The organism is Sinorhizobium sp. B11 (assembly GCA_039725955.1).
Taxonomy (GTDB): domain Bacteria; phylum Pseudomonadota; class Alphaproteobacteria; order Rhizobiales; family Rhizobiaceae; genus Rhizobium.
This window is the reverse complement of record CP091034.1, coordinates 1,906,769-1,920,070: the sequence shown is the minus strand read 5'-3', so window position 1 is coordinate 1,920,070 and position 13,302 is coordinate 1,906,769. Positions and strand designations below refer to the sequence as shown.

13 protein-coding genes, 1 tRNA gene and 1 pseudogene are annotated in these 13,302 nt (G+C 59.6%); 4 read left to right on the top strand and 11 right to left on the bottom strand.

What is annotated here, in order from left to right; translation table 11 throughout:
- Nucleotides 1–42: 42 nt before the first annotated feature.
- The 7 genes and pseudogenes from lipB to LVY75_19295 form a co-directional block, all read right to left on the bottom strand.
- Nucleotides 43–768, bottom strand: a complete 726-nt coding sequence (gene lipB / locus LVY75_19325; protein ID XAZ25307.1) for a lipoyl(octanoyl) transferase LipB — start codon at nucleotides 766–768, stop codon at nucleotides 43–45.
- 126 nt (nucleotides 769–894) lie between these two features.
- The gene (locus LVY75_19320; GenBank protein XAZ25306.1) at nucleotides 895–2,058 is read right to left on the bottom strand and encodes a glutathionylspermidine synthase family protein; all 1,164 of its coding nucleotides are present in this window, start codon (nucleotides 2,056–2,058) and stop codon (nucleotides 895–897) included.
- Between the two features lie 9 nt (nucleotides 2,059–2,067).
- A complete protein-coding gene (locus LVY75_19315) occupies nucleotides 2,068–2,640 on the bottom strand; it encodes a DUF1190 domain-containing protein (protein ID XAZ25305.1) in 573 nt (190 codons plus the stop codon).
- A gap of 439 nt (nucleotides 2,641–3,079) precedes the next feature.
- A tRNA-Leu gene (locus LVY75_19310) sits at nucleotides 3,080–3,164 on the bottom strand.
- A 173-nt stretch (nucleotides 3,165–3,337) separates the two neighbouring features.
- Entirely contained in the window at nucleotides 3,338–3,709 is a 372-nt protein-coding gene (locus tag LVY75_19305) for a hypothetical protein (GenBank protein XAZ25304.1), read from the bottom strand.
- Nucleotides 3,710–4,037: 328 nt separating this feature from the next.
- Entirely contained in the window at nucleotides 4,038–4,535 is a 498-nt protein-coding gene (locus tag LVY75_19300) for a BON domain-containing protein (GenBank protein ID XAZ25303.1), read from the bottom strand.
- An 82-nt stretch (nucleotides 4,536–4,617) separates the two neighbouring features.
- Nucleotides 4,618–5,130: pseudogene (locus LVY75_19295) on the bottom strand (peptide deformylase).
- A gap of 220 nt (nucleotides 5,131–5,350) precedes the next feature.
- Here LVY75_19295 and mgtE point away from each other — a divergent pair.
- Nucleotides 5,351–6,766 carry a magnesium transporter gene (mgtE, locus tag LVY75_19290; GenBank protein XAZ25302.1) on the top strand — a complete coding sequence of 472 codons (1,416 nt, stop codon included), beginning with the start codon at nucleotides 5,351–5,353 and terminating at the stop codon, nucleotides 6,764–6,766.
- Between the two features lie 63 nt (nucleotides 6,767–6,829).
- Nucleotides 6,830–7,222: a MerR family DNA-binding transcriptional regulator gene (locus LVY75_19285; protein ID XAZ25301.1), complete on the top strand. Its 393-nt coding sequence runs from the start codon at nucleotides 6,830–6,832 to the stop codon at nucleotides 7,220–7,222.
- A gap of 11 nt (nucleotides 7,223–7,233) precedes the next feature.
- On the opposite strand, the gene LVY75_19280 is transcribed toward LVY75_19285, so the two are convergent.
- Nucleotides 7,234–8,247, bottom strand: coding sequence for a DUF1624 domain-containing protein (locus LVY75_19280; GenBank protein XAZ25300.1), 1,014 nt, complete (start codon nucleotides 8,245–8,247; stop codon nucleotides 7,234–7,236).
- Nucleotides 8,248–9,015, bottom strand: coding sequence for a DUF599 domain-containing protein (locus tag LVY75_19275; GenBank protein XAZ25756.1), 768 nt, complete (start codon nucleotides 9,013–9,015; stop codon nucleotides 8,248–8,250).
- A 212-nt stretch (nucleotides 9,016–9,227) separates the two neighbouring features.
- Here LVY75_19275 and LVY75_19270 point away from each other — a divergent pair, with 212 nt between their 5' ends.
- Both LVY75_19270 and LVY75_19265 read left to right on the top strand, forming a co-directional pair.
- The gene (locus LVY75_19270) at nucleotides 9,228–10,634 is read left to right on the top strand and encodes an L-serine ammonia-lyase (protein XAZ25299.1); all 1,407 of its coding nucleotides are present in this window, start codon (nucleotides 9,228–9,230) and stop codon (nucleotides 10,632–10,634) included.
- Between the two features lie 173 nt (nucleotides 10,635–10,807).
- The gene (locus LVY75_19265; GenBank protein XAZ25298.1) at nucleotides 10,808–11,245 is read left to right on the top strand and encodes a DUF1489 family protein; all 438 of its coding nucleotides are present in this window, start codon (nucleotides 10,808–10,810) and stop codon (nucleotides 11,243–11,245) included.
- 60 nt (nucleotides 11,246–11,305) lie between these two features.
- On the opposite strand, the gene LVY75_19260 is transcribed toward LVY75_19265, so the two are convergent.
- Nucleotides 11,306–11,581: a hypothetical protein gene (locus LVY75_19260; GenBank protein XAZ25755.1), complete on the bottom strand. Its 276-nt coding sequence runs from the start codon at nucleotides 11,579–11,581 to the stop codon at nucleotides 11,306–11,308.
- 111 nt (nucleotides 11,582–11,692) lie between these two features.
- On the bottom strand, nucleotides 11,693–13,270 hold the full coding sequence (locus LVY75_19255) for an SPOR domain-containing protein (GenBank protein XAZ25297.1): 1,578 nt from the start codon (nucleotides 13,268–13,270) through the stop codon (nucleotides 11,693–11,695).
- Between the last annotated feature and the right edge of the window lie 32 nt (nucleotides 13,271–13,302).

The following is a 13,302-nucleotide window of genomic DNA, read 5'->3' as shown; positions in this document are numbered from 1 at the left end:
ATGTCATCAACCACAGGAAGCCCGGGCAATCAAGGACGGCAATCAGGGACAGAGTGCTGTATCGTTGACGGTTTCGCCGAATATCTCTTCGAAGGCGGCGCGCAGGCGGATGTCGGCATCGACCATCGTCACGAGCAGGCCGAGATCGACGAGGCTGGTGACGCCATAGGCCGAGATGCCGCAGGGCACGATGCCGCCGAAATGATCGAGATCGGGATCGACGTTCAACGACAGTCCGTGGAAGGTCACCCATTTGCGAAGACGGATGCCGAGTGCCGCGATCTTGTCTTCCGCCATGGTGCCGTCAGGCAGCAACGGTCTCTCCGGCCGTCGGACCCAGACGCCCACACGATCCTCGCGGCGTTCGCCGCGGATATTCATCGAATCGAGCGTGCGGATGATGACCTCTTCGAGCGCTGCCACGAAGGCGCGCACATCCTGCCTGCGGCGCTTGAGATCGAGCATGACATAGGCAACGCGCTGGCCGGGGCCATGATAGGTGTATTCGCCGCCACGTCCGGTGGCGAAGACCGGAAAACGATCCGGCTGGACGAGATCCTTCGCGTCGGCGCTGGTGCCGGCTGTATAAAGCGGCGGATGTTCCAGCAGCCAGACAAGCTCGTCCCCGCCTTCGGAAATCAATGCAACCTCCCGCTCCATCGTCTCCACCGCTTCCTCATAGGGAACGAGCCCGTCTGAGATGCGCCAGCGTACGGGGCGTGAGCCGAGTTTCGGGAGCATGGAAAAATCGAGATCGGTGCGTAGCATGGCAGTCCTTGGCGCAATCCGCAAAAATGGAGGGGGCGGGCGCGGGCTTCTATATGGACTTGGGCGAAGAGCGATTCAATCGCTCTTTGTGGCGATCAGCCATCCTGGAGATGCAGCCCCGTGCAATCAATCCATAATGAAATGCGGGACAAAACGGGAGAGGTTCTGGGTAATAGGCGATTTGTCCTCGCGGATGCAGATGCCGCAGGCTTCGCCGGCGACGACCCAGGAGCCGATCACGGCATAATCCTCGCCGAACTGCGGGAGCAGGCAGGTTTCCTGCACAATGTAGCCCTCTGCGCCATATTCGCCATCCACCGCGATTATCGTTTCCCCCGACGTCAGCGTGACATTTGCGCCTTCGCGCGACAGGAGCGGTTTTCTGACGGCGTTTTCCAGACGCAGCGCCTGCGGATCGTCGGCGAAATAGGCGGGCAGCAGGTTCGGATGGTTGGGCGCCATTTCCCAGAGGACGGCGAGGAGGCCCTTGTTCGACAGCGTCATCTTCCACAGCGGCTCGTGAATCTTTGTGGGCGTGGAGATGAGATGTGCGCCAAACTCCTCGTGCACCATGAATTCCAGCGGGTAGAGCTTGAAGAGATTCTCCATCCGGCGGTCTTCGAGATCGGTGAACCAGTTCTCGGGATCGATGCCGATCTCTTCCATATCGAGCACCACAACTTCGAAGCCCGCCTGGAAGGCAACGTCGGCGAGATATTTGGTCGTCAGATAGTCTTCCTCATTGTCGGTGATGCAGCCGAAATGGAAGACGCCGCTGTCGCTGGCATTCTTGAAATACTGGAAAGCGCCGATGAGCTTCTCGTGGATCGAATTGAACTGGTCGGCATCGGCGCTCAACCGGCCAAGACGCTTCATGTCTTGGAGCCATTCCCACTGGATGACAGCGCTTTCGAAGAGTGACGTCGGCGTATCGGCATTGAATTCGAAGAGTTTTGCCGGACGCTTGCCATCGTAACGCAGGTCGAAGCGGCCGTAGATATCACGATCGGACCATTTCCAGGATCTGCTGACGGCGGCGTGGAACTCGGCCGGGATCGCCATGCGCGTCATCAATGCGGGATCGGCGCAAATGCGATCGACTGCTTTGTAGCAGAGCTGCAGAATCTCGTTGGTCGGATCCTCGAGACCATCCTCGATCTCAGCGAGCGTGAATTGGTAGGCATTGCGCTCATCCCAATAGAGTTCGCCATACATGTGGTGGATGGTGAAATCGAGGTCTTCGAGTTTCCGCACCCAGTCAGGTCTCTCGCCGGTCGCGATGCGCTTCATCTTGAGCCCTCAGGACGCAGCAAAGTGGCGCGCGCCAAAACCGGAGCGGGCGAGCGTCGTCGTGGGGGCTGCGGGCTTATAGTGAGCGGCGGATTGATAGGCCATCTTGAAGCCGCCGACCTTGTTGGTGACCAGAATGCCCCGTGCGTCCACGAAACCCGGAACATGGCGGCTCTCGTACAACGCCGATGCGGGCACAGCCGGATAGTAGACGCCATTGACCTTCTTATCGGGCTGACCAACGAGATACCCGCCAAGATATGGGCTGAAATGTCCTCCTCCGGACGCATGGACCGAAGAGGTCTGCTCACAACGGCTGTCGCCGAATTCCTCCTCGCAATCCTCGCGTTTATCGTAGGAGGGGGAGCTTTTCAGATGTTCATCGCGAGCGATCGCGAAGCTGCTTTTGCAGTCGTCAGGACCGAACTTGTTGTCCTTAAGGCAGTCATCGACCGTCTTGTAGGCCGCCGTCTCGGTATCGCCGCGATACAGCGAGTCGATGTAAAGGCCCATAACGAGGGTTCCGAGAATCGCGAGTGCTACGCCGCCCTTGACGTATTCGTAGCGATCTTCCGATGTCATGCCGTCCCCCATGGTTAGGCGCGATGCAAATGCGCGGGCATAGCGAATAAGCGCCAAGCCGAAATGTCCGGCTTGCGTTCGAATGTATGAGAAAGGCTGGATTGCCAGCGAGCGCGAGCTACCTCACGCAGGAACCGGCATCAGCGGAAGCTAGTTCTTCTAGCGAAACGTCAAAAATTGCCGATCGAAATAATTTTCATGAAAGGAACACCCCTGAACCCCTAAGCGTTCCATCTATGTTCTCAATTCCAGATGGAAGTCAAGCGGCAGATTGCGCACCAGAATTGCAGCAAGTGCCGGCTGGCTTCGCTGTGATATCCACCAGAGGCGATATCGGCGGGAAAGGGCTGCCGCGCGCTGCTTCTTGCGGCGAGGACATCAGGACCGGAGAACTAAACCTTTGGCCAAAAAGAAAAAAACCCGCCGAAGCGGGTTTCTTTGGTGCGGTCGAGAAGACTCGAACTTCCACGGGTTGCCCCACAGCGACCTCAACGCTGCGCGTCTACCAATTCCGCCACGACCGCATCGTGGTAGGCCGATTTGCGTCGGCGAGGCAGCATGTAGCAAAAGCCTCTGACGGACACAAGCGCGATATGACAGTTTTTTTTAAAAGCTTGCCCGAGGTGTGGATTACGCCGTGTGGAGCATTGAAATTGCAAAGGAAAAGGGCCGGAAACCGGCCCTTTCTCGGATCATGTCAGTGCATTGCGCGGCAGGCCTCAGTGCGACTTGCGCCGCTATCGGCACCTTTCTGATGCGAACCCTTCGGGCCGACCATGCTGTGGCAATCCGGAAGAGGCTTGATGCTGGCGGTGGCAGTGTTGTCGACCTTCGCGGGCTTGGCCATCGCGGCCGGTGCGAAGCCGTCACTATCATTCGTATAGTCGCTGGAATAGGCCGGGGGGGCTACATGGGTCGGGTAGTGAATAGGCTTCGCCGGCGCGACCGGCGTCTGGTAGAGGCCATCACCATTATTGGAATAGTCGTCCATATATTTCGGCTGTGCAAAAGCGGCACTTGCCATGCTGACGGCAAACAGGGTGGCGGCGGCGGCGAACTTCATGCGCATGGGTCTATCTCCTCAATCTGTTGTTGAATTCAACAACGTAAATCTAACCCTCGGCACGATAAGTTCGCGCTCCAATTTGGGCGATTTTGTGAGAAAGATGACCGCTGCGTTGCGGCGTTTTGTCCAAATAAAATCACATATTTGTCAACGTTTTTGACGGGCACGTTACCTTAGCCGGCACAGTTAATTGCCTGAGATGTCAGCGCTTTCCGAAAGATTACAATCCTGCAATCTTTGATTGATTAACTATTTTTAATTTTAGAGACAGCAAAACCGGAAAGCAGGCCGCTTCCCGGTTTTCAAATGTGGCGACTTTGTGTTTTTCGCCTCAATCCTCGTTCGGGATATGGGCATCGACACCGGTTGTGTGCAGGTGGTTGCGGACATGATGGACACCGTCTACCGACAGGGCGCCAAGTTCGACCTTGCGGGCAATCCCGATCGTTTCGACAGAACCCTCCAGCGTCACGGTATGGCCGTCGGCGTGAACTTCCACACTGTCGATATCGACCTCGGGGATATTCTCCAGGTTCTCGGTCACGCGGGCTTCGAGATCGTCGCTTTCGTCGCGGTCGATCGTGTCAGGCTCGAGCGAATCCTTCAGGCGATTCTCGTTGCCGTCCTCGTCCGTGCCGTCGATGCGGAAGCCGCTATTGCGGTCGCGGTCGAAATTGGCCGAGGTTTCGCCGTAGGCACGGTTTTCACTGCCGGCAGCCTTGGCGCCGCTGCCGTCCGCGTAGGGCCAGCCGTCGTCCAGATTGCGCTCTTCGAAGTCGCGGTAGTCTTCCTCGCGGGAAAGCGAGGACTTGTCGTTGTTGCCAGGCATTTCCGTCTCCTTCCGGTTTCACTGCAAGGCAAACGTCGGAAGGGCGCACTTGGTTCGCACGTTTAATAGCGCGACTCAGCTTTTCGTCTTTTCCCCATTTCCTGATCAGCCGGTCACGTTTGAGCCGCGACAGACGCTGCAGCCAGAAAATGCCGTCGAGCTGATCGATCTCATGCTGGATGCAGATGGCGAGGAAGCCGGTGGCCTCTTCTTCATGCTGATGGCCATCCAGACCCTGGTAGCGGAAACGAACCGCGCTCGGCCGCGTGACCTCGTCCGTCGCCCCCGGCATGGAGACGCTGCCTTCCATATGAACCATCGTCTGATCTGAAAACCACGTGATCTCGGGATTGGCGTAGATGCGCACGCCGTCCGCCTTGTCGAGTTCCAGCACCGTCAGGCGCTGGAAGACGCCGATATGGGCAGCGGTGATGCCGACGCCGGGTGCCGCGCGCATCGTCTGCAGCAGATCGTCGGCAAGGGCGTAAAGGGCCGAATCGAACACGGTCACCGGCGTGCAGACCGTCTTCAGGCCGGGATGCGGATAGCGGAGAAATCGGGCGGATCGGCACGGCTGAGCTTCCTTTCGATAAATGGCAGCGGAAACTATAGCTGGCCACAGGCATTGTCATCAGAAAGCATGGGTTTACGCTTTACGGCAGAAATGCTTTCAGCTAGCAGGTCGATGTGCATTCCGGCGACCAAAAGGGCAGGGCGGAATTCGCTTATCCGCTTGTTGACAATGCATTTTCAGCCGACATTTTCGAATGCGGCGCGACAGTCGTTGAAATCTGACAGAAATGCGAGGGCGGCATATGACGACGACCGATACCGAAGACCGCAATCGCAAACGTCCGGCAGATGAAGACGTCGATATCTATAATGAAGACGGCAATGTGCGCAGCGATTTCCTCGTGCGCCTCGGCGCCGCTATTGCCGATCGCGACACGCTGTTTCTCCGCCAGAATGTCGCGCGCCTCCACGAATCGGAAATAGGCGACCTGCTCGAATCGATCCAGCCGGATCAGCGTCTGGCACTGGTGCATCTGCTCGGCGACGATTTCGACATGACGGCGCTGACCGAGGTGGACGAGACGATCCGCCGCGAAATCGTCGATCAGATGCCGAACGAACAGATTGCCGCGGCGATCGGCGAACTGGATTCCGACGACGCCGTCTACATTCTCGAAGATCTCGATCAGGAAGACCGCGAAGAGATTCTCGCGCAACTGCCATTCACGGAGCGGGTTCGCCTTCGCCGTGCCCTTGATTACCCTGAAAGCTCCGCCGGCCGACGCATGCAGACGGAATTCGTCGCCGTGCCGCCATTCTGGACTGTCGGGCAGACGATCGACTATATGCGCGACGAAGAGGATCTGCCCTATTCCTTTTCGCAGATCTTCGTGATCGACCCGACCTTCAAGCTGCTCGGCGCCGTCGATCTCGACCAGATCCTGCGCACCAAGCGGCAGTCAAAGATCGAAGCCATCATGCGGGAGACGAACCATCCGATTCCGGCCGAGATGGACCAGGAAGAGGCGGCCCAGCTCTTCGAACAGTATGACCTTCTTTCCGCTGCCGTCGTCGACGAGAACGAACGCCTCGTCGGCGTGCTCACCATCGACGACGTGGTCGACGTGATCCATGAGGAAGCGGACGAGGATATCAAGCGCCTCGGCGGTGTCGGCGACGAAGAACTGTCCGACAATGTGATCTCGACCGTGCGCTCGCGGTTCCTCTGGCTGCTGATCAACCTCGGTACGGCGATGCTGTCGGCCAGCGTCATCGGCCTGTTCGACGGTTCGATCGAGAAGATGATCGCACTCGCGGTGCTGATGCCGATCGTTGCCTCCATGGGCGGCAATGCCGGCACACAGACCATGACCGTGACGGTGCGCGCGCTCGCGACCCGCGATCTCGATATCTATAATGCGGGGCGCATCATCCGAAGAGAAGCGGGCGTCGGCATTCTGAACGGCATTCTCTTCGCCATCCTGCTCGGCGCCATCGCGGGCACCTGGTTCCACAACTACCAGCTCGGCGCCGTCATCGGAGCAGCCATGATCATCAATCTGATGGCGGCGGCGCTTGCCGGCATCCTGCTGCCGCTGCTTCTCGACAAGATGGGAGCGGACCCCGCGATCGCTTCATCCGTTTTCGTCACGACCGTCACCGACTGCACCGGCTTCTTCGCCTTCCTCGGCCTCGCGACATGGTGGTTCGGCATCTGAAACCTGCCGAAATTGACTATTACGTAAAAGTCAATAATATGTCGGGTCGATGACGGGGATGAGATGCTAGTGAACAAATACTATACCATAACGGAGCTGACGCGCGAATTCGGAGTGTCGACGCGCACGCTTCGCTTCTATGAAGATGAGGGATTGATCCATCCCGAACGTCGCGGACGCACGCGCCTGTTTCGACCTGCCGACCGGCGCCTCATCCAGGAAATCCTGCGGGGCCGGCGTATCGGCTTCACCATTGCCGAAATCCGCGAAATCATCCAGGTCTACAAGGAGCCGCCGGGCGAGCTCGGTCAGCTCAAGCTCCTGATGAAACGCGTGGACGAAAAGCGTGAAGACCTGCGCCAGAAGCGTAAGGATATCGATGAAACGATCACCGAGCTCGACAATATCGAAGAGGCCTGCCTCGGCCGCCTCGCAGAAATCGGCGTCACCACCTGATCATTGCTTGATCACTGTTGGGGCTCGGGCGGCAGCTCGGGCTCGATTTGGGCGCTGCACTGGCCGGCAAGCGCCATGATCCTCTCATCGTCGGCTTTGACCTGACCTGCCTGAAATAGCGTGAAGAGCTGCTGCGCCTGCAGCTGCTCGAGCGTGCACTGGCAGAAGCTGCGGCAGACCGCTTCACCCTGTTCGACCGTGCAGGACGTGTTGCACTGGCGCAGATAGGTCGCGACCGGATCGGGCTTCGGCGGCGCGATGATGAATGTCAGACCGTAAGCGATCGCGATCAGCACCGGCTGATGAATGAGGTAAAAGGCGAGGCTGTGGCGGCCGAGGCGCGCAAGCCATGTGCCGCCTGTGCCTAACGCCGCCAGCCGATGCGGCAGGTTCGTCCGGAAGGCAAGGCGCGCAAGGCTCATGCCGAGGAAGAAGGGTGTCGCCCAGGGGAAGAGCGGTACAAAATCATTGGAGCGATCGGGCGTGGCCGCAAAGCCGAGCCAGGCAAGATATTTCGGATCGAACAGGTGTGAACCGAGCACGCCCGGCATCACGAAAATATCAGCAATCCAGCCAACTAGCAGTGCCAGCGTGACGAGCAGCGTCAAAGGCAAGGGCAGGCGCAGGAAGACCACGCCGATGAGGCTCAGAACCGCAATGGAATGCAGGATGCCGAAGTAAATCCATTCCCCGGGCACAAGATAGGCGGTCGCCGCCGATATGAGCACGGCCGCAGCGGCGATCATGCCAAAACGCTTCCAGAAGGAGGGCCAGCGAATGTCCGGCCGGCTGGCGAGCACGAGGCTGACACCCACGATGAAGAGGAAGGTGGCGGCGATCGCCCGGGCATAAATCTTCAGCCAGCCGGTCTCGGCCGTTCCAGGCTGCAGATAGCCCATGAATTCGAGATCCCAGCTGAAATGATAGGTGGCCATCGCAATGAGCGCCGCACCCCGCGCCGTGTCCACAAGGCCGATGCGCGACGGTTTTGCATAAGGCGCCGCTTCCGTTGCCGGCAATGTCATTCACAATCTCCCGGACAATTCGTCGCCGTCAGTCGGTGAAGGCGTATTGGGCAGAACAGGAGAAAGATGGAGATTTGGTGGCACTTGCGGCTCCATGATCGCCAGCCGTTCTGCCGAAAAGAACTGCCGGCGGGTGAGCACGAAGACGACAATCGATGTCGTTCCGATGAAGACATAGGGATTGATGAACCAACCGAGGTAGCCGATCGACAGGAAGATAGCCCTCAGCCCCTCGTTGAAGTGGCTGCCGGCAAGGACGTTCATGCGGATGACGCGTTCGGCGGCGCGCTCGGCGGCAATGATATCCTTGTCGGTATCGTGCATCATGGGCATGGAGCCGAACAGGATGGTGCAATAATTGAAGAGACGGTAAGACCAGCCGAACTTGAAGAAGGCATAGCCGAACAAGGCAGCAAGGCCGCCGACCTTCATTTCGAAGACGGCATGGCCGCTATGAAAGACGAAAGGCAAGTCGGCAAAGACTGCATCGACCTTTTCCGTTGCGCCGAGAAGCGCAAAACAGCTGCCGATGGCAAAAATAGAGGTCGAGGCAAAAAAGGCCGTCCCGTTCTGCAGCCCGGCCATGATCTGGGTGTCGATCATCTTCAAATCGCGGCGCAGGGAATTATATATCCATTCACGCCGCCGCTCCGCCATGGCATGGGTCAGGCTGGTGCGCCCGAAGAAAGTCTGGCCGCGCAGCAGCCAGGAATAGCCCATCCAGATAAAAATAAAGAAGGCAAGCGCGATATAATCCGCGGTCGTCATCATCAGCGAGTCAGTTCCCGTATAAATGCGGCCACTCTACAGATGCATTCGAATGCTGCAATGACCGGCAAGATGAGAATCACTGGCAAGATGAGCGGCTTCCCATTAGTGTCCGGCCTGATGTCGCACCGGTTCAAGACGATGTCGGTCCGCCACGCGGATGTCGAGCCGGGCTCGCATAGTCTGCATCGTGAATTTTAGAAGGCGCCTCCATGTTTCTTTCGGTATTCGATGTGTTCAAGATCGGTGTCGGCCCGTCGAGCTCGCATACGATGGGACCGATGACGGCTGCCAACCGGTTCCTCGACCTTATCTTGTCCGATGAATGGCCGCGTCCTTCCATCGGCGCTCAGGTGGCCGCCATCAAGGTGAGCCTGCACGGTTCGCTCGCCCATACGGGCATCGGCCATGGTACGGGCAGGGCGGTCATCCTCGGCCTGATGGGCGAGGCGCCCGACAAGGTCGACCCGGATCATATGGACGCCACTATCGATGGCGTGGAAAAGAGCGGCCGGATCACGCCGGAGGGCCACCCGGGCTACCAGTTTCAGCCGAAGACGGATCTGATTTTCGACAAGAAGCAGCCGCTGCCGGGCCACGCCAACGGCATGAGTTTCTCGGCCTATGACAAGGACGGGCGGCTTCTCGTCAAGCGCATCTATTATTCCGTCGGCGGCGGCTTCGTCGTCACCGATACGGAGCTCGAACAGATGCGGGCGCGCAAGAAGGCGCAACAAGGCAATTACAAGGTGCCTTACCCCTTCGCCAGCGCCAAGCAGATGCTTGATATGGCCGAGCGCTCCGGCCTGTCGATTGCGCAGATGAAACGCGCCAATGAGGAAAGCCAGCGCAGCCGTGAAGAACTGGATACCGGTCTCGACCGCATCTGGGAAGCAATGCGCTCCTGCATCGAGCGCGGGCTGAAGGTCGAGGGCATCATGCCCGGCGGCCTCAACGTCCGGCGCCGGGCCAAGCATATTCACGACAAGCTGCAGGAAGAATGGCGCAGCAACCGCGTCAACCCGCTGCTCGCCAACGACTGGCTGAGCGTCTACGCGATGGCGGTCAACGAGGAGAATGCCGCAGGCGGGCGCGTCGTCACGGCGCCGACCAATGGCGCGGCCGGCGTTATCCCGGCAACGATCCGCTACTACGAGCATTTCCACGAGGACTGGGACCGGAAGGGGATCCACGACTATCTGCTGACCGCAGCGGCGATCGGCGGCATCATCAAGCACAATGCCTCGATCTCGGGCGCGGAAGTCGGCTGTCAGGGCGAGGTCGGCTCGGCTGCCGCCATGGCAGCCGCCGGCCTCGCAGCCGTCATGGGCGGCACGCCTGCACAGATCGAAAATGCCGCCGAGATCGCACTCGAACACCATCTCGGCATGACCTGCGATCCAGTCGGCGGCCTCGTGCAGGTGCCCTGTATCGAACGCAATGCGCTGGGTGCGGTTAAGGCGGTCACAGCCGCATCGCTCGCTGTGAAGGGCGATGGCCAGCATTTCGTGCCGCTCGATGCCTGTATCGAGACCATGCGCCAGACTGGCAACGACATGAGCGAGAAATACAAGGAGACCTCGACAGGGGGCCTTGCCGTCAATGTCGTCGAATGCTGAGTTTGCGGACGTTCAAGGCTTTGCTTTGGGCATCTCGTTGACGCAAAACCGCTGCACACTTTTGCTCGACATGCTTTATTTCGCGCATGTCGTTGACGCAAAACCGTTGCACACTTTTGCTCGACTTGCGTTAGCCGCTTGACGCTGCCGGCCAAAAGGATTTCAACGGCAGCATGGCATTAAATCTCATCAAGCTCTGCGTCGGCTGCGACTCGATCGAAGACCTGCGCGAATGGGTGGCCGAGCGTTCGCTGCGCGCCATTGCCGCCGGACTGGAACCGCACTCGGTCCATACGACCCGCATGGTACCGAAGCGCGTGGACGAGCTCCTCGACGGCGGCTCGCTCTATTGGGTAATCAAGGGGCAGGTTCAGGCGCGGCAGAAAATCCTGGACGTTCAGACGTTTACCGACGGCGAGGGCATTGGACGCTGCCATCTCGTCCTCGGGCCTGAAGTGATCGAAACCTCGGTTCAGCCGAAGCGTGCCTTCCAGGGCTGGCGCTATTATCCCGATGAGGACGTGCCGCGCGATCTCCACAGTCTCGGCGCCGGCATTGCAGAAATGCCCGCGGATCTGCGCCGCGAGCTTTCGGAACTCGGATTGCTGTAAGGTTTCTCGTCCCTAGCGGTTCCGGATGTAAAAGGCTGCACACCCTTGGTGGAATTGCTTCTACCGCAAGCGCAGCACGACCGGCGAATTGCCGTCGGGCGAGGTGATGTGCAGGTGAATATGCGCCTCCGGCTGCGAGTAGCGCCAGGCGCGCGCGCCGTGGCATAGCAGCAGGTTGATGAGATCACGGGTCTTCGGCGATTTCGCCTTCGGGCGTTGCAGGCCGATTTCGGCGAGGCGGAGTGCTGCCTCGTGCAGCGGGTGCAGGCCGGAGCGTCCCTTATTGACCGCCCGGCGCCCCGCAGGCGCATTTGGTACATTCTCGTTGATCGACATCATCTTCCCCGTACGCAATACAAATCGACTAGGATAGACTGCCGGCGGCGCGAACATCGCAGCCGGCAGGCGGGAGCGCCGCCAAGTCAGTGACAGGCAGCGCCAGATATCTCATTGTGCGGCCGCCCAGCACTTCACGCCGGCCTTCTTGAGGGCCTTGCAGGCATTGACGGCATCACGCTGGTCGTCGAAACCGCCGAAACGGGCGCGGTAGACCTGATCGGCTCCGCTGGCATAGGCGACGGCGAAAGGCTTGGCGGAGTTCAGCGCCTTGCCACCCTTGGCCTTGGCGCTTGCCAGAAGGTCCATCGCCATTTCCCGGCTGGAGGAGACACCGATCTGGACGACCCAGCCGGACGGCTGCGGTACTTCCTTGGCGGCAACGTCCTTTGCAGGGGCGACCTTGGTGGAGGCCGTCGTCAATTCGTCGACGGAGGTGTCACCCTGTTCCGGCGGCACATAGGCAGCTGCCGGCGTCGGGACGGCGGCGGAGGCTTGCTGCTGCTTGATCGCGACGGTCTTTACCTTGGTCGGAGACGGCATCGGCTGCGCCAGCAAGGGATTGCCTGTCTTCGGTGCGGCGGTTTCCGCATAGGCAACTTCGGTGCTTGCAGTCTGATAACGGCTATCCGGAAGCGGCCCCTTGTGCGGCAGACCGAGATCGGCAGCGGCTGCCGCGACTGGCGGCTGATTGGCCGGGATTGTTTTCTTTTCCGCGACCTGGGCAACCTTGGCAGGAGAAACCGGAGCGGGCGTTTCGATCATCTCGGGCATCTGCTTCGACTGGGCGACGAGCGTGCCGCCGCTGGCGGCGGCCTTTGGCAGATAGGCATCGAGCAGCCTGCGCATCTGCGAGTCGCGGGCAGGGGTGGAGGCACCGCCCAGAACCACGCCGACGATCGACTTGCCGTCGACCTGCAGGGAACTGACCAGATTGAAGCCGGCAGCGCGGGTATAACCGGTCTTGATGCCATCGACGCCGCGGACGGAGCCGACGAGGCGGTTATGGCTGCGAATGACGCGATTGCCGAACTTGAAGGCGCGCGTATTGAAGTAGCCGTAATATTGCGGGAAATGCTGCCGAAGAGCGATGCCGAGGCGAGCCTGATCGCGGGCCGTCGTCATCTGCGCGGTATTCGGCAGGCCATTGGCATTGCGATAGGTCGTGCGCGTCATGCCGAGCGCATGCGCCTTGGCCGTCATCATCTGGGCGAAACGATCTTCCGAGCCACCGAGCATTTCACCGAGTGCAGTCGCCGCGTCATTGGCAGACAACGTCACGAGACCGAGGATACCCTGTTCGACAGTAATCGTGCCGCCGGCGCGCACACCGAGCTTGGTCGGCGCCTGAGCGGATGCGTGAGCAGAGAAGGGGACGGGCGTATCGAGGCGGATACGGCCTTGCTCGAGTGCCTCGAAGGTCATGTAGAGCGTCATCATCTTCGTGAGCGACGCCGGATACTGCAGACGGTCAGCATTCTCGCTGTAGAGAACATTTCCCGTCCGGGCATCGACGACGATGCCGGCATATTTCGGATTTGCAGCTTCCGCTTCGGCATTGACCGAGTCGACCGCGACGATCGCGATAGCCATCGAAAGGATCGTCAGCACCTTTGCGAGGAAACCGGCAGACCACGGCGATGATACGGAGGAAATTGACCTTGACACTATTCCACTCTTCGCTTGCATTTCGGATGTTTGGCGGGCCACGCACCCCCTAC